Annotated in this window: 23 protein-coding genes; all 23 read right to left on the bottom strand. The window is 67.1% G+C overall.

The genetic code is table 11. From position 1 onward, the window contains the following. Complete coding sequence (locus tag HDC96_RS04925; RefSeq protein WP_179458998.1) at positions 1-1,380, bottom strand: FliI/YscN family ATPase; 1,380 nt, start codon at positions 1,378-1,380, stop codon at positions 1-3. After that, a complete protein-coding gene (locus tag HDC96_RS04920; protein ID WP_179458997.1) occupies positions 1,377-2,012 on the bottom strand; it encodes a FliH/SctL family protein in 636 nt (211 codons plus the stop codon). Before HDC96_RS04920 ends, HDC96_RS04925 begins: the two co-directional genes overlap by 4 nt. Next, the gene (fliG, locus tag HDC96_RS04915) at positions 2,009-2,995 is read right to left on the bottom strand and encodes a flagellar motor switch protein FliG (protein ID WP_176989152.1); all 987 of its coding nucleotides are present in this window, start codon (positions 2,993-2,995) and stop codon (positions 2,009-2,011) included. Before fliG ends, HDC96_RS04920 begins: the two co-directional genes overlap by 4 nt. Before the next feature lie 13 nt (positions 2,996-3,008). Continuing rightward, positions 3,009-4,649, bottom strand: coding sequence for a flagellar basal-body MS-ring/collar protein FliF (gene fliF / locus HDC96_RS04910; RefSeq protein WP_179458996.1), 1,641 nt, complete (start codon positions 4,647-4,649; stop codon positions 3,009-3,011). A 12-nt stretch (positions 4,650-4,661) separates the two neighbouring features. Next, the gene (fliE, locus tag HDC96_RS04905) at positions 4,662-5,024 is read right to left on the bottom strand and encodes a flagellar hook-basal body complex protein FliE (protein ID WP_179458995.1); all 363 of its coding nucleotides are present in this window, start codon (positions 5,022-5,024) and stop codon (positions 4,662-4,664) included. 272 nt (positions 5,025-5,296) lie between these two features. Further along, the gene (locus tag HDC96_RS04900) at positions 5,297-6,793 is read right to left on the bottom strand and encodes a sigma-54 dependent transcriptional regulator (RefSeq protein ID WP_179458994.1); all 1,497 of its coding nucleotides are present in this window, start codon (positions 6,791-6,793) and stop codon (positions 5,297-5,299) included. After that, complete coding sequence (locus tag HDC96_RS04895; protein ID WP_026070040.1) at positions 6,790-7,167, bottom strand: response regulator transcription factor; 378 nt, start codon at positions 7,165-7,167, stop codon at positions 6,790-6,792. The genes HDC96_RS04900 and HDC96_RS04895 overlap by 4 nt, the downstream gene beginning before the upstream one ends. Before the next feature lie 14 nt (positions 7,168-7,181). Continuing rightward, positions 7,182-8,594 carry an RNA polymerase factor sigma-54 gene (gene rpoN, locus HDC96_RS04890; RefSeq protein WP_179458993.1) on the bottom strand — a complete coding sequence of 471 codons (1,413 nt, stop codon included), beginning with the start codon at positions 8,592-8,594 and terminating at the stop codon, positions 7,182-7,184. Between the two features lie 263 nt (positions 8,595-8,857). Further along, positions 8,858-9,490 carry a response regulator transcription factor gene (locus HDC96_RS04885; RefSeq protein ID WP_179458992.1) on the bottom strand — a complete coding sequence of 211 codons (633 nt, stop codon included), beginning with the start codon at positions 9,488-9,490 and terminating at the stop codon, positions 8,858-8,860. A gap of 87 nt (positions 9,491-9,577) precedes the next feature. After that, on the bottom strand, positions 9,578-10,159 hold the full coding sequence (locus HDC96_RS04880; RefSeq protein ID WP_179458991.1) for a PilZ domain-containing protein: 582 nt from the start codon (positions 10,157-10,159) through the stop codon (positions 9,578-9,580). Continuing rightward, positions 10,156-10,452, bottom strand: coding sequence for a hypothetical protein (locus HDC96_RS04875; RefSeq protein WP_179458990.1), 297 nt, complete (start codon positions 10,450-10,452; stop codon positions 10,156-10,158). Before HDC96_RS04875 ends, HDC96_RS04880 begins: the two co-directional genes overlap by 4 nt. Next, positions 10,449-10,865, bottom strand: coding sequence for a flagellar export chaperone FliS (gene fliS / locus HDC96_RS04870; RefSeq protein ID WP_179458989.1), 417 nt, complete (start codon positions 10,863-10,865; stop codon positions 10,449-10,451). Before fliS ends, HDC96_RS04875 begins: the two co-directional genes overlap by 4 nt. A gap of 127 nt (positions 10,866-10,992) precedes the next feature. Beyond that, the gene (gene fliD / locus HDC96_RS04865) at positions 10,993-12,375 is read right to left on the bottom strand and encodes a flagellar filament capping protein FliD (protein ID WP_179458988.1); all 1,383 of its coding nucleotides are present in this window, start codon (positions 12,373-12,375) and stop codon (positions 10,993-10,995) included. Positions 12,376-12,829: 454 nt separating this feature from the next. Further along, entirely contained in the window at positions 12,830-14,005 is a 1,176-nt protein-coding gene (locus HDC96_RS04860) for a flagellin (RefSeq protein ID WP_179458987.1), read from the bottom strand. A 79-nt stretch (positions 14,006-14,084) separates the two neighbouring features. Then, on the bottom strand, positions 14,085-15,263 hold the full coding sequence (locus HDC96_RS04855; RefSeq protein ID WP_179458986.1) for a flagellin: 1,179 nt from the start codon (positions 15,261-15,263) through the stop codon (positions 14,085-14,087). A gap of 81 nt (positions 15,264-15,344) precedes the next feature. Continuing rightward, positions 15,345-16,535 carry a flagellin gene (locus HDC96_RS04850; protein WP_179458985.1) on the bottom strand — a complete coding sequence of 397 codons (1,191 nt, stop codon included), beginning with the start codon at positions 16,533-16,535 and terminating at the stop codon, positions 15,345-15,347. A gap of 72 nt (positions 16,536-16,607) precedes the next feature. Further along, positions 16,608-17,774, bottom strand: a complete 1,167-nt coding sequence (locus tag HDC96_RS04845; protein ID WP_179458984.1) for a flagellin — start codon at positions 17,772-17,774, stop codon at positions 16,608-16,610. 341 nt (positions 17,775-18,115) lie between these two features. Continuing rightward, positions 18,116-19,318, bottom strand: a complete 1,203-nt coding sequence (gene flgL, locus HDC96_RS04840) for a flagellar hook-associated protein FlgL (protein ID WP_179458983.1) — start codon at positions 19,316-19,318, stop codon at positions 18,116-18,118. Next, complete coding sequence (gene flgK, locus HDC96_RS04835; RefSeq protein WP_179458982.1) at positions 19,315-21,195, bottom strand: flagellar hook-associated protein FlgK; 1,881 nt, start codon at positions 21,193-21,195, stop codon at positions 19,315-19,317. The genes flgL and flgK overlap by 4 nt, the downstream gene beginning before the upstream one ends. Before the next feature lie 8 nt (positions 21,196-21,203). Continuing rightward, the gene (gene flgJ, locus HDC96_RS04830; protein WP_179458981.1) at positions 21,204-22,421 is read right to left on the bottom strand and encodes a flagellar assembly peptidoglycan hydrolase FlgJ; all 1,218 of its coding nucleotides are present in this window, start codon (positions 22,419-22,421) and stop codon (positions 21,204-21,206) included. Position 22,422: 1 nt separating this feature from the next. After that, complete coding sequence (locus HDC96_RS04825) at positions 22,423-23,541, bottom strand: flagellar basal body P-ring protein FlgI (RefSeq protein WP_179459621.1); 1,119 nt, start codon at positions 23,539-23,541, stop codon at positions 22,423-22,425. 43 nt (positions 23,542-23,584) lie between these two features. Further along, positions 23,585-24,277, bottom strand: a complete 693-nt coding sequence (gene flgH / locus HDC96_RS04820) for a flagellar basal body L-ring protein FlgH (RefSeq protein ID WP_179458980.1) — start codon at positions 24,275-24,277, stop codon at positions 23,585-23,587. A gap of 22 nt (positions 24,278-24,299) precedes the next feature. Beyond that, positions 24,300-25,085 (bottom strand): flagellar basal-body rod protein FlgG, encoded by a 786-nt coding sequence (flgG, locus tag HDC96_RS04815; RefSeq protein WP_179458979.1) that lies wholly within the window; start codon positions 25,083-25,085, stop codon positions 24,300-24,302. Positions 25,086-25,114 lie beyond the last annotated feature (29 nt).

Raw genomic sequence — 25,114 nt, 5'->3', positions numbered from 1 at the left:
TTAAGTCTCTGGTTCCACCAGCCGCTTGAGGGCGGCTTGACTGTGCGGCAGGTCGGCGGCTTTGCCGACGTCCTGGCCGAGGAATTCAACAATGTCCGACCAGCGCTCCAGCGCCTCGTCGGTCGCCGGGTCGTTGCCGCGCTGGTAGGCGCCGATCGCGATCAGGTCGCGGTTGGACGAGTACGCCGAGACCAGCCGCTTGAGCTTGCGGATGCGCAGACGCCACGGTTCGTCGGCGATTTCCGTGACCACGCGGCTGACCGAGGATTCCACGTCGATGGCCGGGTACAGGCCGCTGTCGGCGACGCGGCGCGAGAGCAGGATGTGGCCGTCGAGAATCGCGCGTGCGGCATCGGCGATCGGATCCTGCGGATCGTCGCCTTCGGTCAGCACGGTGTAGAAGGCGGTGATCGAGCCGCGGCCCTTCGCGCCATTGCCGGCGCGTTCGACCAGCGCAGGCAGCTTGGCGAACACCGACGGCGGATAGCCGCGGGTGGTCGGCGGCTCGCCGACCGACAGACCGATTTCACGCTGGGCCTGGGCGAAGCGGGTCAACGAATCCATCAGCAGCAGGACATTCAAGCCCTGGTCGCGGAACCACTCGGCGATCGCGGTGGCGCGGTAGGCGCCGTGCAGGCGGGCCAGCGGCGGGCGGTCGGCCGGGCTGGCCACCACCACCGCGCGGCGCAGGCCTTCTTCGCCGAGCGTGCTTTCCACGAAATCACGCACTTCGCGGCCACGTTCACCGATCAGGCCGACCACGATGACGTCGGCGGCGGTGTAGCGGGTCATCATGCCCAGCAGCGTCGATTTACCCACGCCGGAGCCGGCGAACAGGCCGACACGCTGACCACGACCGATCGGCAGCAGCGCGTTGATCGCGCGCACGCCGACGTCCAGCGGCTGGGTGATCGGTTCGCGCGCCAGCGGGTTGATCGATACGCCGGCCATGCCGACCGTGCCTTCGGCGCGGATCGGGCCCTTGCCATCCAGCGGCACCCCGTCGCTGTCGATCACGCGGCCCAGCAGGCCTTCACCCACCTCCACGCCACCGCGGCCGAGCGACGGCACGACCCGCGCATTGGGCAGCAGGCCATGCAGTTCCGCGCTCGGCATCAGGTACGTACGTTCACCGGCGAAGCCGACCACTTCGGCATCGACCCAGCCTCCATCGGCCACTTCGACTTTGCAGCTGGCGCCCATCGGCGCTTCGCAGCCGACCGCTTCCAGCGTCAGGCCGACCGCGCGGCGCAGCACGCCTTCGCGGATCAGGCCGCGGCCATGGGCGGTGTCCGGACGGATGTTGTCCAGCCGCGAGGCCAGCCGCAGGTTGCGTGCGGCGGTCCAGTCGGCGGGCGGGGGCAGGGGCTCGGTATTCATGGGGTGGTTCCGGCTTTGCGGATGACCGCGTCCAGGGCGCCGCGCAGGCGCGCATCCAGCGTGCCGTCGATGCGCACGGCTTCGGCGTGCACGCGCAGATCGCCGCGGCTCAGGCTCAGGTCCGGTGTCAGGCGCTGGTTCGGGGCCAGGTTGAGCACCGGGGCCAGCGCGGCGATGTCATCGGGGTGCAGACGGACTTCCACGTCGCGGCTTGCACCGCCCACGGCGTCCAGCGCCTCGTTGACCAGCTGTGCGAGCAGCTCCGGTTCGGCTTCGTAGGCACGGCCGACCAGGTTGCCGGCCACGCGCACCGCCAGCTCGCCGAGCGCGGCGACCACTTCATTCTCCAGCCGCACCAGCGGCCGGCTGAAGTTGTCGAGGATGCCTTCGATCTGCGCGATCAGGCGGCGCACTTCGGCCTGGCCCTGGGCCAGCCCCTCGGCGTGGCCCTGGTCGAAGCCGTCTTTCTCGGCGTTGTCCTGGATCGCCTGGATCTCCTCCAGGGTCGGCAGCTGCAGCAACGGCTCCGGCTCGAACTCCAGATCCGGTTCGGTGAGGTCGAACTGTTCTTCCGGTGCCGGCTCGGGCACCGCCAGCAGGTCCGGGGCAAGCCAGCGCACGGCGTTGTTCACAGCATCGCCTCCGCGTTGCCACCAATGGTGACGGTGCCTTCATCGGCCATGCGCTTGACGATCGCCAGGATCTCGCGCTGCGCCACTTCCACATCGGACAGGCGCACCGGGCCACGGGCCTCCATGTCTTCCAGCAGGATTTCAGCCGCACGCTGGGACATGTTGCGGGTGATCTTGTCGCGCACCTTGATGTCGGCACCGCGCAGGGCCAGGCCAAGGCGTTCGCCGCTGACTTCGCGCAGCACCAGCTGCAGTTCGCGGTCGTCCAGGTCGACCAGATCGTCGAACACGAACATCAGGTCCTGGATGCGGCCGCTGAGCGGGGCGTCGATGCGCGCGATCTCGCCCAGGATCGCCTGGTCCTGGCCGCTGTCCATGAAGTTCAGGATGTTGGCCGCGCACTGCACGCCCCCGATGTTGGACGACTTCAGGTTCTGGTTGCCGGCGAACTGGCGCTCCATGATCTCGTTGAGTTCATTGAGCGCGTTCGGCGGGATGCCATCCAGGGTCGCGATGCGCAGCAGCACGTCCACCCGGGTACGCTCGGGCAGCAGTTTGAGCGCATCGGCGGCCTGGTCGGTTTCCAGGTGGGCCATCACGATGGCGATGATCTGCGGGTGCTCGTTGCGGACCAGATCGGCGACGGCGCGCGGATCCATCCACTTCAGTGCGTCCAGGCCGGTGGTGTTGCGGCCGAGCAGGATGCGGTCGATCAGGCTGCCGGCCTTTTCGGTGCCCAGGGCCTGCACCAGCATGTTGCGGATGTAATCGTCCGAACCGACGCCCAGCGAGGTCTTGGAGCCCAGCTCGCTGCCGAACTGGTCCATGACGCGCTCGACCTGCTCGCGGGTGATGTCGGTCATGGTCGCCATGGCGATGCCGATCTTCTGCACCTCCTTGGGTTCCATGTGGCGCAGCACTTCGGCCGCGTCCAGTTCGCCCAGCGAAAGCAGCAGCACGGCGGCGCGCTGCACGCCGGTCAGCGGGGGAGGTGCATCAATCATTGGCCACCCAGCCCTTGACCACCTGGGCCACGCGCTTGGAATCGGTCTTTACAGCTTCACGCGCCATGCGCAGTCGTTCCTCGTAAGAGTCCACCGGCAGCGCCAGGGGTTCATGTCCAGCCGCGTGCAGGCGTTCGCTGCCGATCGCAGGCAGGCCCTCGCCATCGTCGACCAGCTGCACATCGGCAGTGTGGGGTTCAAGTTCGTCGTCTTTCGGCTTGGTCTGGCCGGTGATCGAGCGCAGCGCCGGGCGCAGCACGCCGAACACCAGGGCCAGCACCACGATCGCGCCCAGCAGCAGACGCAGTGCGTCCTGTACCTGTGGCAGCTCCCACCACTTCGGCCCTTCGACCGGGGTGACCTCACGCACGAACGGGGCATTCATCACCGAGACCGTATCGCCACGCTCGGCATCGAAACCAACCGCCTGCTTGACCAGGGCTTCGACCCGGGTCAGCTCCGCGGCCGAGAGGGCCTGGTCGGCCATCTTGCCGTTGGCACCGGCGCGCGGCACGTTGTCCACCAGCACCGCCACCGAGACGCGCTTGATGCGGCCGGCCGGCTGGCGGGTGTGCTGCAGGGTGCGGTCCAGCTCGTAGTTGCGGGTGGCGTTCTTCGAGGTTTCGGTCGGTGCCTGGGCGGTGGCCGGGGCGGCCGCCGGGCCGGGCGGGGTATTGCTGGCCGCACCGGGCACGCCCTGCGGGCCGGGCACGTTGCTGCTGTTCTCGCTCATCTGCTCGCTGCGCAGTTTCTGCGGCTCGCCGTTGTAGAGCTCACGGGCCTCTTCGATCACCGAGAAGTCCATGTCCACGCTGACTTCCGGATTGACGCGGCCGGGGCCGGTCATCGGTTCGAGCAGCTCGCGGATGCGCTGGTTGAACGAGGTTTCCTGGCGGCGGACCTGCTCGAACTGCGCGGCATTCATGGCCGCATCGCTATTGGGGTCGGAGACGCTGAGCATGCGCCCGCTCTGGTCGACCACGGTCACGCGCTCGGGGGCAAGGTCCGGGATGCTGGCCGCGACCATGTGCACGATCGCATCGATCTGGCCGCGTTCGAGCTGCTGCCCGCCGCGCAGTTCCAGCACCACCGAGGCGCTGGCCACGTCACGCTGGCGGGTGAAGGCGCTGGGCTTGGGGATGGCCAGGTGCACGCGCGAATCGCGGACCGGGCGCAGCGTGTTGATGGTGCGCGACAGCTCGGTTTCCAGCGAGTGCTGGTAGCGGGCGTTCTCCATGAACTGGCTGACGCCGAAGCCCGGGTCGCGCTCCATCAGTTCAAAGCCGAGGCGGCCGCTGCCGGTCAGCCCGGAGCCGGCCAGCTTGAGGCGGGCATCGTGCAGATTCTTCTCCGGCACGGTGATGCCGCCGGTGGCGGGGTCCAGTTCGAAGGGGATCTGTGCCGCGCGCAGCAGGTCGGTGGCCTCGGCCGTGGCCTTCTGGTCCAGCCCGGTGTACAGCGGCACCATGCCCGGCTTCTGCGACCAGAAGAACACGAACAGCCCTGCCGCCACGGCCACGGCGATCATCGCCATCAGGCCGAGCCGACGGGTGATCTGCAGGCTTTGCAGCCGGTCGAACCACTGCCCAGCCTTTTCGGTGTTCAGCGATTCTTTGGAGAGCGACAGGGCCATGCGTTTCTATCCTTACAGCGGCATGTTCATCACGTCCTGGTAAGCCTGGACGAGACGGTTACGGACTTCCACGGTGGCGCGGAAGGCGATCTGGGACTGCTGCGAGGCGACCATCACTTTCGCCAGGTCCGCACCGGGTTCACCCAGTTCGAAGGACTTGGCCAGCGCGCCGGATTTCTGTTGCGCATCGTTGACGCCGGCGATGGCGCCACGCAGGGTTTCGGTGAAGCTGGGGCCCTGGATCTCCTGGGGGGCCACCAGGCCCTGGATGGCATTGCTGCGCGGCACCTCCGTCAGCGGACTGACGGCGGGCTGCCCCATCTGGGTCTGGAAGGTGCGGATCTGAGAAAGGATCGAGGTGACGGAGTGCGACATCTGGAACGTTCCGAAGCAGGGGTGGGTTACGGGTGAATACGTTGCAAGTGCCGTGCCGAAACCGATGAGCGATTCAGTTTTGTAAGGGGGGCGGGGGTTTGCGTATTCAGCCGTCCCTGTGCACAGGGCGGACGCGGTGCGGCGGCATGCGCCAGCGGCAGTGTGTTGCTGTGGCGCGCCGGAGAGCCGACGCCGGAAAACCGGCGGAGGGTGGGGTCAAAAAAAAAAGCCCGGGACGTGCCCGGGCTTCTGCTTTCCAGCTGCCAATCCGCTCAGCCGGCCAGTTCGGTCTGGTCGCGCTCGATGCCGTACTTGCGCAGTTTTTCCACCAGCGTGGTGCGGCGCAGGCCGAGCAGCTGGGCAGCGTGGGCGACGACGCCCTGGGTGCGTTCCAGTGCTTCGTTGATCAGGTTCAACTCGATGCTGGCCATGTGGTTGCGCAGGTCCATGCCGTCGTCCGGCAGGGCCGGCGCGCGGGCAGTCGGGCCGCTGCCGTTGTCCGCTGCCGTGGTGCCCTGGGCGCCCGGGGTGTGGAACGAGAAGCTGCGCAGGTCCAGGCGCTCGTCGGCGGCCGCCGCCGGTACGGCCGCCACGACCGGGGCCGGGACGGCGAAATCGCCGCGGTAGCGCGCCGGCAGATCCTGCACGCGCACGTTCCCGCTGGGGTGCAGCACGGCCAGGCGCTCGACCAGGTTGGTCAGCTCGCGCACATTGCCCGGCCACTCGTAGGTGGCCAGCGCCTGCAGCGCTTCGCCGGTGAAGCGCACTTCGCCGCGCCCGGTGCGGGCCAGCTGGCCGGCAATGGTGGTGACCAGCGCGGGCAGGTCTTCGCTGCGCTCGCGCAGGGCCGGCACGTCGATCGGGAACACGTTGAGCCGGTAGAACAGATCTTCGCGGAACTTGCCGTCGGCGATGCGCGATTCCAGATCGCGATGGGTGGCGGCGATCACGCGCACGTTGCAGCGGATGGTCTGGTTGCCGCCGACCCGTTCGAAGCTGCGCTCCTGCAGCACGCGCAGCAGCTTGACCTGCATCGGCAGGCTCATGTCGCCGATTTCGTCCAGGAGCAGGGTGCCGCCTTCGGCCATTTCGAAGCGGCCCTTGCGGGCGCTCAGCGCGCCGGTGAAAGCGCCCTTTTCGTGACCGAACAATTCGCTTTCCAGCAGGTCGGCCGGGATCGCGCCGCAGTTGATCGCCACGAACGGACCGTCGCGGCGCGGCGAGCGCTGGTGGATCGAGCGCGAGACCACTTCCTTGCCGGTGCCCGATTCGCCCAGCACCAGCACGGTGGTGTCGAACGCGGCGACCTGTTCGATCATGCGGCGCAGCTGGGTGACCGCCGGGCCGTCGCCGGTCGGACCTTGTTCCTGCACGGCACCGGCCTGGTGCTCGGCATCCAGGCGCTTGAGGCTGGCGCGGCGCAGCAGGCCTTCCATCTGCGCATGGCGCAGCGGGGCTTCGAGCGGCCACACATTGGCTTCATGCAGGCCGTGCTGCCGGGCGAAAGCGGTGGTGTCGCCATCGATCAGCATCACCGGCGGCGGCAGCGCCCCCTTGCCCAGCCACGCGAACAGCGCGTCGCTGCGCTCGGCGCTGTCCAGCCCGCCGATGATCGCGGCCATCCAGTCGTTCGGGCGATGGCGGGTGATGTCGAAATCGTTCGCGTCGGCCACCCAGCGCGGGTTGAAGTCCATGAATTCCAGCAGGGCGACGGTGCGTTCGGCGCGGACCGCATCGTTGTCCACGACCAGGATGCGTGACTCGCTCATGATCCGTTCCCCTTCAGGCCTTCCAGGATCGGCATCACTTCCTGGATGTAGGACAGCTTGCTGACGAAGTTGTCGGCCCCGGCGCGCAGGGCGTGCTCGCGGTGTTCGGCGTCATCGAAGTGGCTGGCGATGACGATGTAGGGTGCGTCGTCCTGCGATTTGATCAGGCGGGTCGCCTGCAGGCCGCCCATCTCCGGCATGGCCAGGTCCATCAGCACCACCTTCGGGCGCAGCGACTCGGAGCGTTCGATCGCTTCCAGGCCATTGGCGGCGCTGCCGATCACATCGAGCCAGTCGACCTTGCGGAAGTGGCGCATGGCGGCGTTGATGAAACCTTCGTGGTCGTCGACCAGCAGGACGGTGAGCTTGTTCATGTCTTCCATTTCCTTCAGCCCACCCGGGCCAGGAGGTGCGGGGTGCTGGCATGGCTGCGGCGGCGTTCGCGCGCCGGGGCGATGTCCAGTTGTTCGCGGTATTTTGCAACGGTACGGCGGGCGATGTTCACCCCTTGGCGCGAGAGCAGGCCGGCGATGGCTTCATCGGCCAGCGGGCGCGCGGCCGGCTCGGACTCGATCAGGCGACGCACCATGGCCTTGACGGCCTGGCCGGAGACGCTGGCACCTTCCAGGCGCACTGCGAAGAAATGCTTCAGTTCCAGCGTCCCGCGCGGCGTCTGCAGGTACTTGCCGGTGGTGATGCGCGAGACGGTGGACTCGTGCATGCCGATTTCGTCGGCCACTTCCTTCAGCGTGAGCGGCGCCATGGCTTCTTCGCCACGGGTCAGGAAGCCGGACTGGCGCTCGATGATCACCCGTGCGGTGCGCAGCAGGGTGTCATAGCGCATCGACAGGCCGCGGGTCAGCCAGCGCGCTTCCTGCAGCATGTCGCGCAGCGGCTGGGCCGCTTCGGTGGTCTCGGCCAGGGCCTGTTCGTAGTGCGGGTTGATGCTGAGGCGGCGGCTGGTGGCCGGATTGAGCGCCACGCGCCACTGGCCATCGGCGTGCCAGGCGACCACGTCCGGAATGACCACGCCGTTGCTGTCCGGCAGCAGGCTTTCGCCCGGGCGCGGCTGCAGCGACAGGATCAGGCGGACCGCTTCATGGATATCGGCGACTTCGGCATCCAGGTCCCGGGCCAGGGCCGGGTAATCGTGTGCGGCCAGCGCGGCCAGGCCGTGATCGAGCACGCGCTGGGCCAGATGCCGGCCGGGGACCCTACCGGGCAGGGCGCGCAGCTGGACGCTCAGGCATTCATGCAGGTCCTGCGCGGCCAGGCCGACCGGATCACCGTGCAGGATCTGCTGGCGGACCGCTTCCACGCCCGCGGCATCGACATCGCAGCGGGCACTGGCCAGCAGGGTCAGCTGGGCGAGCGGGGCGTCCAGATAGCCGGCGTCGTCGCAGTGCTCCAGCCAGAAACCGGCGACGGCCAGTTCGCGGGCATCCAGTTCCATCGCCAGGCGCTGCAAAGCGCGCAGCTGCGGATCGGAGGATTCGCCGGCCGCCACGCGCTGCATGCGGTCATCGTCGCCATCCTGCCAGCCAGCACCGGCGACGTCCCACATGGTGCTCTCGGGCAGTTCGTCGAAGGCGGCCACGTCCTGGCTGGTCGCGGCTTCGGCGGTCTCGGCCGCCACCGGCTCGGGCGCTTCCTCGAGCTCGAGCAGCGGGTTGGTATCCAGTGCGCGGCGGATTTCCAGTTCCAGCTGCATCCCATCAAGCTGCAGCAGGCGGATGGACTGCAGAAGCTGCGGCGTGAGGTGGAGCTGCTGACCCATCTGGGTCGACATGGAGGCTTTCAAGGTGGTTCCCCGTTCGCACCGACTCCCCGGTGCGTTATGGAACACATCTTGCTTCTGTTCCCGTACGCCGGGAATCAGGGGGTTCCTGAGTCGGGTCGTCAAATGCCTGACAGCGTGTAGGGAGAACCCCTACACCAGCGCGGTAATTTGACGGTGAGGGACGGTCGGGCCTTGTACTGTGGTCGCCAGCACCGCCGGCCTGGCTTCAATAATCCGTCACCGATGGCCCGGCTGTCCGCTGTGTGCCGGAGAACCGGCGCGCATCACTCGAGTTCGTGCTGGTGGCGGGCGGCGAGCAGCACCAGATCATTGGCGCGGCGGCAGCCCAGCGATTCCATCATGCGGGCGCGGTGGGTCTCCACCGTCTTGACGCTGATGCCGAGGTCGGCGGCGATTTCCTTGTTGCTTTCGCCCTTGCCGATCTGGCGCAGGATCTCGCGCTGGCGCGGTGACAGGGCTGCCACGCCGACCGGCTTTTCCCGGCCCAGCATGGGCGCCAGCATCTTGGCCGAGATCTGCGGGCTCAGGAACACCTGGCCGGCATGGGCGGCACGCAGCGCCAGTTCCAGCTCCTGCGGGGCAGCATCCTTGACCACGAAGCCGACCGCACCCCGGTCGAGTGCATCACGGACGTGCACGGCATCGTCATGCATGGTCATCATCACCACGCGCGAGCCGGGCGTACGCAGCAGGATGTCGCTCAGGGCTTCCAGGCCGGTGCGGCCGGGCAGGGACAGGTCCATCAGCACCACGTCCGGGGCGTGCTGCACGCTCAGTTGCAGCGCCTGTTCGGCGTTGCTGGCCTCGGCGATGACCTCGACGTCGGCAAAGCCCTGCAGCAGGCGGCTGAGGCCGGCACGGACCAGGGTGTGATCATCGACGATGAGAACGCGCACAGGCTGCTAGGGAAGCGGGGAGGCCGCCACCTTAACGGAGTGAAGGCCTACCGCCAAGCCGAATGGGTCACAGTCGGGAGCGTATGGTCAGCGCAGACGACGTGCTTCGGCGATCTGGCGGCGGTGCAGGCGGAACAGATGACGTTCCAGCGCCATCTCCAGCGCGTCGCTGAGCCCTTCGAAGCGCAGCCAGAGATAGTGGGCGCCAGAGCCATTGGCGGCTTCGGCGACGATGACCACCGGCAGGTCGATATGGTCGGGCAGCCAGTCGCAGGGCTGCAGGCGGATCACGCCCATGCTTCCCGGCGTGGCCCCGCTGCGCGCGCCCTGTTCAAGGCGGATGCCGCGGCGTGACCAGCGCAGCGGACGCAGGGGCAGGTCCTGGGTGGTCTGGCGCACGAGCCGGCCCAGCAGCACCATGACCAGATCCAGCTTGGCTTCCAGGCGCTGTACCTGCAGCGTCGCGTCGCTGCGGTCGTCATGGCCGTCGTCGCCGCGCGCGTCTTCGACCAGGGCCACGCTGCGCAGCAGGGTCTCGGCGGTGCCGGGGCGGATCACCGCGCTGCCGATGCGGAACTCGGCCGGCAGCGCCAGTTCGCAGCTCAGCGTCTCATCGAACAGCTCGCTTTCGGCCGGGTGATGGATGGCGCTGGTGCGAAGGTCGGTCATGACAGGGATTCTGCGGTCAGGTACGCCTGCGCGGCGCGAAGGGACTGGTGGCCGTTGTGTATGTGGCGGCTGGCGTCTTCGCGCTGACGCATCATGAACAGCATGATGCGCTGCTGGCGCGCCTGCAGCGAGGACAGGCCCGGCACATCGAACAGGGCCGACGGGCCGGCCAGGTAGTCACGCTGGGCAGCGTCGAGGGCGTCCAGCTGCAGCCCGGCCTCGTCGAAATTCTCGTCGCGCAGCGCGGTTTCCAGTGCATCGAGCCGGGCGTTCAGCGCGCCGAGCGAACTCACGGGGCGGCCTGCGCAGTCTGGCGCTGCTGCTGCGGGATGGCATTCCACGCGGCGTCGATCTCGCCGAGCAGCTCGAGGGCTTCGGTCAGCGCGGCCGGATCGTTGTGCAGGTTGGCTTCGGTCAGCCGGTGCATCACGTAGTCGTACAGCGAGGACAGATTGCCCGCGATCTCGCCGCCGGCCTCATGGTCCAGCGAACCGTTGAGGTGGCCGACGATCGCACAGACCTCGCCGATCGCCTTGCCTTTGCGCGCCTGGTCGCCACGTTCCAGGCAGGCCAGGGCGAGACGAAGGCGCTCGCAGGCACCGGCCAGCAGCAGCGCCACCAGCTTGTGCGGGTCGGCATCGGTAACCGAACTCTGCACGCCGACCTTGCGGTACTGCTCGGTGAATTGACGGTTGGAACCGTACATCAATCATGTCTCCTTCATGCGGGGCCGCGAGGTTCGCGACATCGTCGGCACCGGGTGGAGCCTGCGGGTGTCCTGCCAGTGATATCGGCAGCGGACCGGTTCAACTTGAGTCCGCTGCCGCGATCGATCAGCCGCTGAGCTGCGAGAGCTGCGAGGTGAGGCTGGTCATGGTCTGGCTCAGCTTGCTCATCAGCGAATCGAGCGCGAGGAACTGCTTCTTGTAACGCTCGGACACACCCTCCATGCGCACATCCAGCGCCTTGCGGCGCTTGTCGATGTCGGTCAGCGTGGTGTTGAGGCTCTTGGTGCGCGAGACGAACGCGCCTTCCTTGCCCACGGTGGTGCTGACATAGCCGTCGACCATCGCAAACAGCTTGGCGGCTGCACCGTCATCGCCGGTGAAGGCTTCGCGTACCGCGCCACCCTGATTGACCAGGGCGGCGTCGAACTTGGCGGTATCCAGCACCAGGCTGCCATCGGCGTTGGGATAGGCGCGGGTCTGCAGGCCGATCTTCTTGGGGTCCAGGCCGGCGGCCGAGAGATCCTTGAGGATGCCGCCCATCATGCTGCGCAGCTGGCTGGAGGCGCCGCGCATCTGGGCATCACCGGTCAGCGAGGACGGCTCCTTGTTCTCGATGTCGTACTTGGTCGCGGTGTTGATCGCCGCGATGGCGCCGTTGTAGGCGGTGACGAAGTCCTGCATCACCTTGCGTGCGGCCGCCACGTCGGTACTGATGGTGACGGTGCTTTCGCCGGTCTTCTTCAGGTTCAGGGTCAGGCCGGGGACGACGTCGGTCACCGTGTTTTCGCTGCTGGTGACTTCCACGCCGTCGATGATCAGCCTGGCGTCGGCGGCAGGTGTGCGCTCTTTCAGGCTGTCGGCCAGCGCGGCGAGCTTGGCGTTCGACGGGTCGGCGGTCAGCTTGATGGCATTGGCCGTACCGGACTTCTCCTGCGAGATCGACAGATACTGGTTGTCGCCCGAGGAGATCAGCGTGGCCTGCACGCCCGAGGCGCGGCCGGCCTTCTCGATCTTGGTGCGGATCGAGCTGAGCGTGTCATCCGCTTCGACGTCGATGTTCAGCGTCTTCTGCTTGTCGCCCACGCCCACGGTGAGCGTCAGGGTTCCGGCGCCGAAGGTGTCTGTCTTCGGCAGCGAGGTGTCGGCGATCCACTTGTTCGCGGTGGCGAGCTCCTTCACGTCGATGACGTGGCTGCCGGCCGCGGCCGCGTTGGTACCGCTCGGCGTCAAGATTTCGTCGGTACCGGGCTTGCTGGCGGTGAACGTGCGCGCATCGAAGGCCGTGTTGGCCTTCAGCGCCTTCAACGCCGTGTTCAGGGTGTCGAACGCGGATTTGACCGTGCCGATCGCCGAGAGCTGCATCTTGGCCTTGGACTGCTGCAGGTTCAGTGCGTTGTCCGCCGGCTTGCGATCGGCAGCCACCAGGCTGCTGACCATGCCGGAAATATCCAGTCCTGAACCGATGCCGCCGTAACCGAAGTCCGCCACGTTGTATCTCCTGTTTGTTGCCACTGCAGTGAAGTCGCAGGGCGATGCCATCAACGAAAGTAGCGGCCGTAGCCGCCGGGTCTTTAGAACCACGTTGATGCAGGAGTTGTGCCAGCCAGGGCAAGGGCGGGTTTGGCACGCCGGTTGCAGGAGCCCTGGGGCAGGGGCGGCGATCCGCGCCCTTGATAGGGGGTCTGTAAAAAACCCTCCTCCAATGCAGAGGAGGGGTCAGGCTACTGAAAAGCGGGGGGAGACGAAGCCACCCGGGGTGTTCAGTCAAACAAACAGCGCTGATAACAGTTCTGCCGCAGGGGCGGGCCATGGCCACGATGATGTGGCGACCGGGAGAGAGTCCGGTCCCATGGCCATGGCCCGTTCCTGCGCGTGCCTTGCGACGCCTCGGGTTGCCCCCGCCGCCGGCCGAAGCCGGCGGCGGGGACGATGCAGGCGTGGATCAGCGCAGCAGGCTGAGCACGTTCTGCGGCACCTGGTTGGCCTGGGCCAGCATGGCCGTACCGGCCTGCTGCAGGATCTGGGTGCGGGTCAGCTCTGCGGTTTCCTTGGCGAAATCGGTATCGCGGATGCGGCTGCGCGAGGCCGAGAGGTTCTCCGTGGAGGTCTGCAGGTTGGCCACGACCGAGGTGAAGCGGTTCTGGATGGCACCGAGGTCGGCACGGGTGTTGTTGATCGAGCCCAGCGCCTTGTCGACAACTTCCAGTGCCTGCTGCGCGCCCTTGACCGAAGAGACATCGATCTTGTCGGCGTAGACCTTGGTCGGCGCCGCGCCAGCGGTGTAATCCGCTGCGGTGGTGGAGAAGGCGGTGAAGGCACCGCTGGCGTTGACGCTGTCCTTCACGGAGCTCAGCGTCACCGCGCCGGCCGCGTCGGCTTCGGCATACACGCCAGCTTCGCCGATCTTGGCATTGATGGCCGTTGCAATCGCCTTGCCCGTCGCCGCCTGATTGGCTGCTTCATCGCCGACGCTCTTGACCGTCATCGCGTCGAAGCTGACCACGGTGCCCTTGCTGTCGGTGATGGTGAACGCTGCAACGGCAGTGTCGGTGTCGTCGGCAGCAGTGGTAGATGCGGCGATCGTACCGGTGGCGAACTGCGCGCCGCCCAGTGCATTGGTCTTGGCATCCACGACCTTGTCGATGGCGATCGCCTGACCGGCGTTGGCACCGACCTGGAACAGCTGGCTGGAGAACGAGCCGTCCAGCAGCTTGGTGCCGTTGAAGTCCGACTGCTTGGCGACGCGGTCGATTTCGCTGACCAGCTGGGTCACTTCGGCCTGCAGGGCCTTGCGGTCGCTGGCCGAGTTGGTGGCGTTGGAGGCCTGTACGGCCAGTTCACGGACGCGCTGCAGGTTGTTGCCGATTTCGGTCAGCGAGCCTTCGGCGACCTGGGCCAGCGAGATGCCGTCGTTGGCATTGCGGATGGCCACGTCGGTGCCGCGGATCTGGGTGCCGAAGCGCTCGGAGATCGCCAGGCCAGCCGCGTCGTCCTTGGCGCTGTTGATGCGCGAACCGGACGACAGGCGCTGGATGGTGGTGGCCAGCGAGCTGCCGGAGGTGCTCAGGTTGCGCTGAGCATTCAACGACATCGTGTTGGTGTTGATGACTTGTGCCATGGGGTTTCCTTCAGGCGTACGTGGGACGTGTTGCGGTGGAAGCGGCGCCGGTTGCCCGGCGCCTTCGGATCAAACGGGATCAGCGCAGCAGGCTGAGCACGTTCTGCGGCACCTGGTTGGCCTGGGCCAGCATGGCCGTACCGGCCTGCTGCAGGATCTGGGTGCGGGTCAGCTCTGCAGTTTCCTTGGCGAAGTCGGTATCGCGGATGCGGCTGCGCGATGCGGACAGGTTCTCCGTGGAGGTCTGCAGGTTGGCCACGACCGAGGTGAAGCGATTCTGGATGGCACCGAGGTCGGCGCGGGTGTTGTTGATCGAACCCAGCGCCTTGTCGACGATCTCCAGCGCCTGCTGTGCGCCCAGCACCGAGCTGACATCCAGCTTCTGTGCGTTGGCATCGGTGGCGGTACCGGCGGTGTACGCGCTGGTGGCCGCGGCGGCGCTCCAGTCGCTGGTGGCGGCCTGGTAGTTGCTGCGGGTCAGGGCGACGTCGGCGGCAACGACGGCCTTGCCTTCCTTGACCGACGACAGCTTCAACGTGCCGTCGGTGTTGGCTTCGGCGTAGATGCCGGCTTCGCCGATCTTGCCGTTGATCGCGGTGGCGATCGCCTTGGCGGCGTCACCGACGCTGGCACCGCTCTTGACCTCGACCGTGCCGATGTCCACGCCCATCACCGTGCCGCCGAAGCGCACGTCGGTGGCGACCGCGGCAACGGCAGCCGTGGCGCCGGTGGCGAAGGTGCTGGTGCCCAGGGACTCGACGCGGGCATCCACGACCTTGTCGATGGCGATGGCCTGGCCGGCATTGGCGCCGACCTGGAACAGCTGGCTGGAGAACGAGCCGTCCAGCAGCTTGGTGCCGTTGAAGTCGGACTGCTTGGCCACGCGGTCGATTTCGCTGACCAGCTGGGTCACTTCGGCCTGCAGGGCCTTGCGGTCGCTGGCCGAGTTGGTGGCATTGGACGCCTGCACGGCCAGTTCACGGACGCGCTGCAGGTTGTTGCCGATTTCGGTCAGAGAGCCTTCGGCGACCTGGGCCAGCGAGATGCCGTCGTTGGCATTGCGGATGGCCACGTCGGTGCCGCGGATCTGGGTGCCGAAGCGCTCGGAGATCGCCAGGCCAGCCGCGTCGTCCTTGGCGCTGTTGATGCGCGAGCCGGACGACAGGCGCTGGATGGTGGTGGCCAACGAACTGCCGGAGGTGCTCAGATTGCGCTGAGCATTCAACGACATCGTGTTGGTGTTGATGACTTGTGCCATGGGAGTTCCTTCAGGCGTGGGTGGAACACGGGACGTCGGGGTCGGCGCCGGTCAGACCGGCGCCGACGCGGCAGCCGTGGATCAGCGCAGCAGGCTGAGCACGTTCTGCGGCACCTGGTTGGCCTGGGCCAGCATGGCCGTACCGGCCTGCTGCAGGATCTGGGTGCGGGTCAGCTCTGCGGTTTCCTTGGCGAAGTCGGTATCGCGGATGCGGCTGCGCGATGCGGACAGGTTCTCCGTGGAGGTCTGCAGGTTGGCCACGACCGAGGTGAAGCGGTTCTGGATGGCGCCGAGGTCGGCGCGGGTGTTGTTGATCGAGCCGAGCGCCTTGTCGACGATTTCCAGCGCCTGCTGGGCACCCTTGACCGTGCTGACATCCAGTTCGCTGGCGAACTCGTTTGCCGGTGCGGCGCCGGCTGCCGTGGCGGTGAAGGTCGGTGCGGTGGCGCCGGTCCAGGTGCCCGGAGTGGCGGTGATCGCCTTGAAGGTGCCGTCGGTGTTGACGCTGTCCTTGACCGAGGTCAGGGTGACGCCGGCGGTGCCGTTGACTTCGGCGTAAACACCGGTTTCACCGATCTTGGCGTTGATCGCGCTGACCAGCGCTTCACGCGAGGCCTTGCCGGTAGCAGCGGCATCTGCGCCCTGCTTGACGTCGACATCGGCGATGTCGACACCATTGATCTTCATGCCGCTGGTCTTGAAGTCGGCATTGGTGCCCGGATCTGCCAGCGCCAGAGCGTTGGTGTCGAACTTCGCCCCACCGAGCGCGTTGGCCTTGGCATCCACCACCTTGTCGATGGCGATCGCCTGACCGGCGTTGGCACCGACCTGGAACAGCTGGCTGGAGAAGGAGCCGTCCAGCAGCTTGGTGCCGTTGAAGTCGGACTGCTTGGCGACGCGGTCGATTTCGCTGACCAGCTGGGTCACTTCCGCCTGCAGGGCCTTGCGGTCGCTGGCCGAGTTGGTGGCGTTGGAGGCCTGTACGGCCAGTTCACGGACGCGCTGCAGGTTGTTGCCGATTTCGGTCAGCGAACCTTCCGCGACCTGGGCCAGCGAGATGCCGTCGTTGGCATTGCGGATGGCCACATCGGTGCCGCGGATCTGGGTGCCGAAGCGCTCGGAGATCGCCAGGCCAGCCGCGTCGTCCTTGGCGCTGTTGATGCGCGAACCGGACGACAGGCGCTGGATGGTGGTGGCCAGGGAGCTGCCGCTGGTGCTCAGGTTACGCTGAGCATTCAACGACATCGTATTGGTGTTGATGACTTGTGCCATGGGAAGAGGTCCTTGAGCGGTTGCACGTGAGTTGGGTTAGACGCTCATGACGTGCTTCAGGAGCGGCTCATGTCAGCGCTGCAACAGGCTGAGCACGTTCTGCGGCACCTGGTTGGCCTGGGCCAGCATGGCCGTACCGGCCTGCTGCAGGATCTGGGTGCGGGTCAGCTCTGCGGTTTCCTTGGCGAAGTCGGTGTCGCGGATGCGGCTGCGCGAAGCGGACAGGTTTTCCGAGGAGGTCTGCAGGTTGGCGACGACGGAGGTGAAGCGGTTCTGGATGGCGCCGAGGTCGGCGCGCACGCTGTTGACCGATTCCAGTGCCTTGTCGACGATTTCCAAGGCCTTCTGTGCGCCGACGTAGGACGAAACGTCCAGGTCCTGCACGAAGCTGGAGGTCGCGGTGGCGGCCACCGAGCTGGGCGCGGCGGCGGTGGAATCGGCCAGGCCGAGCTGGGCGGCGCCGTCGATGACCAGGTCACGGTCGGCCTGGACCGAGGTCAGCTTCAGGCGATGGGTGTCCGGGGTGCCGGCAGTGGTGACCACTTCGGCATAGACACCGGCTTCGCCGATCTTGCTGTTGATCTGGGCGGCGGCGGAGGCGGCAAACTCGGCGGTGGTCTTGCCGGTGATGGTGCCGATGGCGGCGCCGTTGATGGTGACGCCGGCCAGGTCAGTGATGGCGCCGACGTCGGCGGTGCTGTCGACCGGTGCGGCAAACTTGGCGTTGCCCAGCGAGCTGGCCTTGGCATCGACGACATTGTTGATGGCGATGGCCTGGCCGGCATTGGCGCCGACCTGGAACAGCTGGCTGGTGAAGCTGCCGTCCAGCAGCTTGGTGCCGTTGAAGTCGGACTGCTTGGCGACGCGGTCGATTTCGCTGACCAGCTGGGTGACTTCGGCCTGCAGGGCCTTGCGGTCGCTGGCGGAGTTGGTCGCGTTGGACGCCTGCACGGCCAGTTCGCGGACGCGCTGCAGGTTGTTGCCGATTTCGCTCAGGGAGCCTTCGGCGACCTGGGCCAGCGAGATGCCGTCGTTGGCGTTGCGGATCGCGACATCGGTGCCGCGGATCTGGGTGCCGAAGCGCTCGCTGATGGCCAGGCCGGCGGCGTCGTCTTTCGCGCTGTTGATGCGCAGGCCCGACGACAGGCGCTGGATGGTGGTAGCGAGCGAGTTGCCGCTGGTGCTCAGGTTGCGCTGAGCGTTGAGCGACATCGTATTGGTGTTGATTACCTGTGCCATGGGTCGTCTCCCTTAATGGTATCCCGGTGGTGAATGGAACGAAGCGCCGCCGTTTTTTTGTTTTTGGCTGTGTGCTTCGCTGTTGCCAAATCAATAACGGCGCTTTGTCAACAACCTTTAGGCAGAGATTCACGCGGATCTTCAGCGGAGGGGAGGCGCCTGGCTTTCACGGGCCGCAGCGGTGCCGGGCGGGGCGTTCGGCCGCCGTGGGCCTGGAAGCAGGGGAAGAGGTACGGGGCATGGTCTCCCGCGTAGACCGGTGCCAACGGCGCCCCAGAACGAAAAAGGCCGCGATGCTCAATGCATCGCGGCCTTCAGGCCAACCCAGGGTGTAGGAGCGGTCAGCGGATCATGTTGAACAGCGACATTGACTGCATCTGCGAGAACAGGGTCTGCGCCGCCTGCAGGGCGGTCTTCTCCAACTGGTACTGGCTCAGTGCGTCCGCATAGTCCAGGTCGCGCATCTGCGACAGCGTGGTCTTGAGCGTGACCACGTTCGATTCGCGCATGTCCGACGCGTTGTCCAGCGCCTTGAGCTGGGCACCGCCGGCGGCGCGCGAGTCGATCATCCGCTCCGAGGCACGGGCCACGTCGCGCAGGCCGCTCTGCAGCAGGTTCTGCTGGGCCGCCTGCTGGGCGGGGGTGCCGGTATCCATCTTCAGTGCGCCTATCAGTGAATCCAGCGTGCCGAAAATGTCGCGGCTGCCGGCCGGGCTGACCTCGAAGGTGTCACCCGCCGCCGGCGCACCCTCGATATGCAGGCGCACGCCGTTGACCACCACGTCGTCGCCGGCTTTCAGGGTGCCGCTGGATACCACGTTGCCGCCGGCATCCAGCAGGTCGTACGCATCGGCGGCGGTGAAGCGCACGCTGAAACCTTCGCCGTTCCAACTGCCATCGCTGTCGCGGGTGACGTTGGTCAGCACGCCGCTGCCGGTATTGCCGGCGCCGGGCTTGCCGTCCACATGCCCGTCGCCGGTGACGATGCGCATGAAGATCTCGCTGCCGGGGAGGGCATCCTGCACATAGGTGTCCGGGCCGACTTCGACCTGGCGCTGGGTCTGGTCGCCGTTGTAGACGACGCGGCCATCGACCTGGCTGAACGGCGGACTGCCATCATCCGTCCCACCGAACAGGTAGCGGCCGGTGCCGTCGGTACTGTTGGCCACCGCGAGCAGATTGCCGCGGATGGCCTCGATTTCCGTGACCAGGGACTGCTTGTCGGCCGCGGCGAGGCCGGGGTTGTTGGCGTAGATGGTCAGCTCGGTGATGCGGCCCATCATGTCGCCGACCTGGGCCAGCGCGTTTTCCTGCAGGCCCAGCCGGTTCTGCACGTTGCCGGCGTTGAGCTGCATGCGGTCCAGCGAGGCCAGGGTGCGGTCCAGGCCGACCGCGCTGCCGGCCGAGACCGGATCGTCCTTGGCCGAGACGATCTTGCTGCTGGTGGCAATCTGGCGCTCGAGGTGGCTCAACTTCGCCTGCGAGGCGAGCATCAGGGACACCGACTGATTGAACATCATCCCGGTGGAAATGCGGTTGTTCATCGCGAGACGGCTCCGAGGATGGTCTGGAACATGTTGTCGGCCGTGGAGATCAGTTGCGAGGCGGCCTGGTAGGCCTGCTGCAGGCGGAGCATGTCCGAGGCTTCTTCATCCAGGTTCACGCCGGAGATCGAGTCGCGTGCGGCCTGGGCCTGGTCGGTGATCACCTGCTGTGCCTGCAGGGAATACTCCGCGGAGCGGGCCGCCGCGCCGACCTGGGTGGTCAGCCCGCCCAGTGCGCCACCGAGCGTGACCGTGCCGTCATTGAAGGTCTTGGCCTGCTCGACCTTGGCCAACAGCAGGGCGTTGCTGTTGTCCGAGGAGCCGGCTGGGGTCGGCCCGATGTTGAAGGTGTCGCCCAGTTTGGGCGCGCCATCCAGGACGAAGCTCCAGCCGTTGGCGCTGATGGTCTGGCCCGCGGTGTAGGTGTGCGGGCCGACGCCGTCGATGGTGTACTCGGTGGCACTGGTGAACACGATCGCCGCCGGAGTGCGCAGCGCGGCGTTGTTGGGATCGGTTACCTTGACGCCGGTCAGCTTGCCGCTGCCGGTGTTGGCCATCGCGGCGGTGCCCTTGATCGGGGCGGCGGCGGCGATGCGGGAGGTGTCGGTGATCGCCACTTCCATGCCGCCGGCCACGCCTGCGGTGGGTTGCAGCAGGAAGCGGTCATCCTTGGCCGGCGTGCCGCTCATGACCAGCGAGACGCCATTGAGGACCAGCGGGTCGGCCGCGGTGCCGCTGCCGGTCATCGGAATGCTGGCGCCGGTGTCGGCGCGGGTAGCCTGCCACTGCGTGCCATCGAACTTCATCACGATGTTCTGGCCGTCCAGCTTGGACAGATCACCGAAGCTGGCGCTCATGCTGGCCGTGCCGGTGTTGGCGCTGTTGGCGGTGATGCGCGGGTTGCCGATGGTGAAGAAGTCACCGCCCATGTTGCCGTACAGATCCGCGCCCTGGCGGTGGACATCGTTGAAGCTGCTGGCCATGCCGATCGCCAGCTTGCCCAGTTCGGCCTGGGCCGGGGTCAGCACCGTGTCGCGGAACTCCAGCAGGCCGCCGATCTGGCCACCGAGCGTCTTGCCCTCGATGGTGATCTTCTGGCCCTGGCTTTCCAGCGCCAGCTGCAGCCGCTCGGGCTGGTAGGGATCGGTCACGGTGGTGACCTTGGAGGCCGTGGTGCCGACCACCAGTGCCTGGCCACCGGCGGTGTAGACGTTCATCAGCCCGCCGTCCTGCATCACCGCGGTGCCGCCGGTGTAGCCGACGAGGTTGGCGATCAGCTGGTCGCGGCGGTCGAGCAGGTCCGGTGCGGCGGTCGCCGCATTGCCACCGATCGCGCCGTTGAGCTGGGCGATTTCCTGGGCCAGCCGGTTGATCTCGGTGGCACCGGCGATCAGGCCGTTGTTGACCTCGCCGTTGAGGTTGTTGAGCTGGGTATTGAGCTGCTGGAAGCGGTTGGCCAGGGTCTTGCCGCTGTCCAGCATGTTCTGCCGGTCGGCGCTGCCGGAGGCGTTGGAGGACAGCCCGCTGACCGAATCGAAGAAGTTCGACCAGACGCCGGCGACGTTGGTGGCTTTGTCCGAGAACATCGCATCGACACGGTCGGCCATGGTGGAGAGCTGCTTCAGGCGCGCCAGTTCACCGCTGCCATCGAGCAGCCGCGAGATCGCCAGCTGATCGGCGACGCGGCGGATGTCGGTGATGCGGGTGCCGTTGCCCACGTCGCCGTACCCGTAGTTCTGCGGGTCGGCCGTGGCGAAGTCCACCTTCTGCCGGCTGTAGCCCGGCGTTTTGATGTTGGCGACGTTATGGCTGGTGGTCGCCAGCGCCCGCTGGAAGGCGAGCAGGGCGCTGGTGCCGGTGGAGAGTACGCTGGACATGGATTACCTCAACGACGGATGACACCCAGCCCGGTCGGGCTGGCGGTGCTGGCAAAAGTGCGGCCCAGGCGCTGGCCGGCATCGCTCACCGCGGCGACGGCGCGCTCGATGGTCGGGCCGCCGGCGATCGCGGCGATCTTGGCTGCGTAGGTCGGGTCGGTGGCATAGCCGGCGCGCTGCAGGCCCTGGGCGAAGCTGCGCACGTCGCTGCCGGCCTGCAGGGCGTTCTGGTAGCGCGGGCTGGTCTTCAGCAGGCGCACGTAGTCGGCGAAGCTCTCGCCCACCGAGTTGTAGGCGCGGAAGCTCGCGGTTTCGTTGCGGCGCACGCCGTTGACGTACTCATGGGTGCCGCTGGTGGCGCGCTCGCCCTGCCAGCCGTTGGCCTTGATCCCGAACAGGTTGTGCGAGCTGTCGCCACCACTGCGGCGGACCAGTTTGCGGCCCCAGCCGGTTTCCAGTGCGGCCTGGGCGACCAGCGCCTTGGCATCCACGCCCAGTTCGCGCGCGGCCTGCTGGGCATGACCCCAGATGCTGGCGACGAAGCCGGCCGGGGTATGCGGACCGAGTTCGGCGGCCGCGGTGGAGGCGGCCAGGTTGTCGACCGCACTGGGACCGGCAGCCGCGGTCGTGCGGTTGACGCCGCTCCAACGGTCATCGGCCATCGCCCAGTCGGATGCGGCCGGATCGGTTTCCGTGACCGCGGCGTACGGATCATTGCGGCCGATGGCCTCATGCATCTGGCTGCTTTCCCGGCCGGCGATCAGGTCCAGCGCGCGTTCCATCGGCTGCAGCACGGCGGAAGGCTCACCGCCACCCAGCTGCTGCAGCAGATCGACCTCGCGCGGTGCCGACGGTGCGGCGCTGGCCGGCAGCGGCATGGCCGCGGCGGGTGCATTGAGCCGATAGGCGCGCAGCGCGGCGGCCGGGTTGAGCGTGGTGTCGACCGGCTTGGCCGCGTCGCCTTCGGCGCCCCCCAACTGGCGCGCGATCATGCTCGACAGGCCCAGGCCACGGCCGCGGGTCATCGCGTCGGCGATCTTCTGGTCGTACATCTCGCGGAACATGGTGTTTTCACCGGGGAACAGGGAATCGCCGAAGCTCGCCTCGCGCATGCTCTTGATCAGCATCTGCGCGAACTGGCCCTCCAGCTGGCGGGCGACCTTGTCGACCTTGGCCGGGCTGTTGGGCTGGGCGGGATTGAGTTCCAGGGCCGGTTGGATGCGCATGTCAGATCACCTCGAGTTCGGCGCTGAGCGCGCCAGCCTGCTTGAGGGCTTCCAGGATGGCGATCAGATCGCCCGGGGCGGCGCCCACGGCATTCACCGCGTGCACGATTTCATCCAGGGTGGTGCCACCGTTGAACTTGAACATGCGGCTGCCATCGTTGGTCGCGGTGATGGTCGACTGTGGCGTGACCGCCGTCTGGCCGCCGCTGAACGCACCCGGCTGGCTGACGTTGAGGTTTTCGTTGATGGTCACCGTCAGCGAGCCATGCGAGATCGCGGCCGCGCCGACACGCACCTGAGAACCGATGACCACCGTGCCGGTCCGCGAATTGACCACCACCTTGGCCGGCGCGCTGCCGGGCGTGAGCTCCAGGTTTTCGATACGGGCCAGCAGACCGATGCGGGCGCCCGGATCGGACGGCGACTGCACCGACACGGTGACGCCATCGATGGCGCGCGCAGCGCCTTCGCCAAACGCATTGTTCAACGCCGCCACCATCCGCGAGACCGTGGTGAAGTCGTTCTTGTGCAGGTTCAGGGTGATGTCGCCACCGCCGCTGAACACATCCGGCAGGGCGCGCTCCACGGTGGCGCCGTTGGGAATGCGGCCGACACTGGGTACGTTGACCGAGACGCGCGAGCCATCCTTGCCCTGCACACCGAAGCCGCCGACGATCAGGTTGCCCTGGGCGATCGCATAGACCTGCCCGTCGGCACCGCGCAGCGGCGCCATCAGCAGCGAGCCACCGCGCAGCGAGACCGCGTTGCCCACCGATGAGACGGTGATGTCGATCGGTTGGCCGGGCTTGGCGAACGGCGGCAGTTCAGCGTGGATGGCCACGGCCGCCACGTTCTTCAGCTGTGGATTGACGTTGGCCGGCACGTTGACGCCCAGTTCGCCGAGCAGGTTCTTCAGGCTCTGCACGGTGAAGGGTGCCTGGCTGGTGCGGTCGCCGCTGCCATCCAGACCGACCACCAGGCCATAGCCGACCAGCGCGTTGCCACGCACACCGCCGACCTGGGCCAGGTCCTTGATGCGCTCGGCGGACGCAGGCGCAGCCAGCGCGAACACGGCCAGCAGCGCCAGCACCGCCCGCGTCGTGTTGTAGCGCGACGCCATGCGTCGCTGCCCGAACAGGGAGAGAAAGAAAGTCATGTCAGGCTCAGTACGGCGACAGCGCCGAGTTGAAGAAGCGGCTCAACCAGCCCATCGCATTGGATTGGGCGATCGCGCCGCGGCCGCCGTAGACGATGCGGGCATCGGCAACACGGCTGGAGGGAATGGTGTTGTCCGGGAAGATGTCCGCCGCGCGCACGATGCCCTGCACCTGCACCAGCTCATCGCCACGGTTCAGGCGCAGGTTCTTGGCGCCCTGTACGACGAGGTTGCCGTTGGGCAGGCGCTGGATCACGGTGACGGTCACGCTGCCCTGCAGGCGGTTGCTCTGCGCGCTGGTGCCCTTGCCGGTGAAATCGCGCGAACCGGCGGCGCTGGCGCTGAGAATATCCTTGCCGCCCAGCGTCACCGGTGCACCGAAGATCGTCGGCGTGCCGATGCTCAGCTCCGACTCTTTCGAGGTGGAGGTGTTGGCGGTGGTCTGCGCGGTGGTGCTCTCGGTCAGGGTGATCGTGAGCAGGTCACCGACATCGCGTGCGCGACGGTCCGAGTACAGCTGCAGGCCCGGTCCGGCGGCGTAGATCGCGCCGGCCGTGGCCTGGGCCGACGGCGGCATGACCGGTTCGACCGGCGCCATGGCCGGGTAGGGACGCACATCGCCGGCGATCACGCAGCCACTCAAGGTGGCGACGATGACGGCGGCGGCGAGCAGGCGGAGGGTAGGGGCAAGACGCGACATGGCAGGTTCCCGGGTCGACCGATCAGACGTTCTGGTTGAGATAGCCGAGCATCGCGTCGGTGGTGGAGATCGCCTTGGCGTTCATTTCGTAGGCGCGCTGGGTTTCGATCATCGAGACCAGCTCTTCCACCACGTTGACGTTGCTGCCTTCCAGCGCACCCTGCACAACGGTGCCCAGGCCGTTGAGGCCGGGATTGCCGTTCTGCGCCGGGCCGGAGGCGGTGGTTTCCAGGAACAGGTTTTCACCGCGGGCCTGAAGGCCCGCCGGATTGACGAAGTCGGTCAGGGTCAGCGCGCCGATTTCCACCGAGGCGGCGTCATCAGCCATCTTCACGCTGATGGTGCCGTCGGTGCCGATGGTCAGCGACTGGGCGCCTTCCGGAATCTGGATGCCCGGCTGCACCGGGTAGCCGCTGTTGGTGACCAGCTCGCCATCCTGGTTGCGCTGGAACGAGCCGTCACGGGTATAGGCCGAGGAACCGTCCGGCATCTGCACTTCGAAGAAGCCGCGGCCGTTGACCATCACATCCAGCGCGCGGCCGGTCTGCTGCTGGCTGCCCTGCTCGAAATTCTTGGAGGTGGCCACCACGCGCACGCCGGTACCCAGCTGCAGGCCCGTGGGAAGCTGGGTCTGCGCCGACGATGCACCACCGGGCTGACGGACCTGCTGGTACAGCAGGTCTTCGAAGCTGGCACGGTCCTGCTTGAAACCGGTGGTGTTGGTGTTGGCGAGGTTGTTGGAAACCACCGACATGCGCGTCTGCTGCGCATCCAGTCCGGTCTTGGCGATCCACAATGCCTGGTTCATGGCGTCATTCCTGTGTTGTAGCGGATGGC

It is taken from the genome of Stenotrophomonas sp. JAI102 (assembly GCF_013409105.1).
Taxonomy (GTDB): domain Bacteria; phylum Pseudomonadota; class Gammaproteobacteria; order Xanthomonadales; family Xanthomonadaceae; genus Stenotrophomonas; species Stenotrophomonas maltophilia_AA.
Note: the sequence above shows the minus strand (reverse complement) of the source record. Positions and strands in the feature narration are given on the sequence as shown.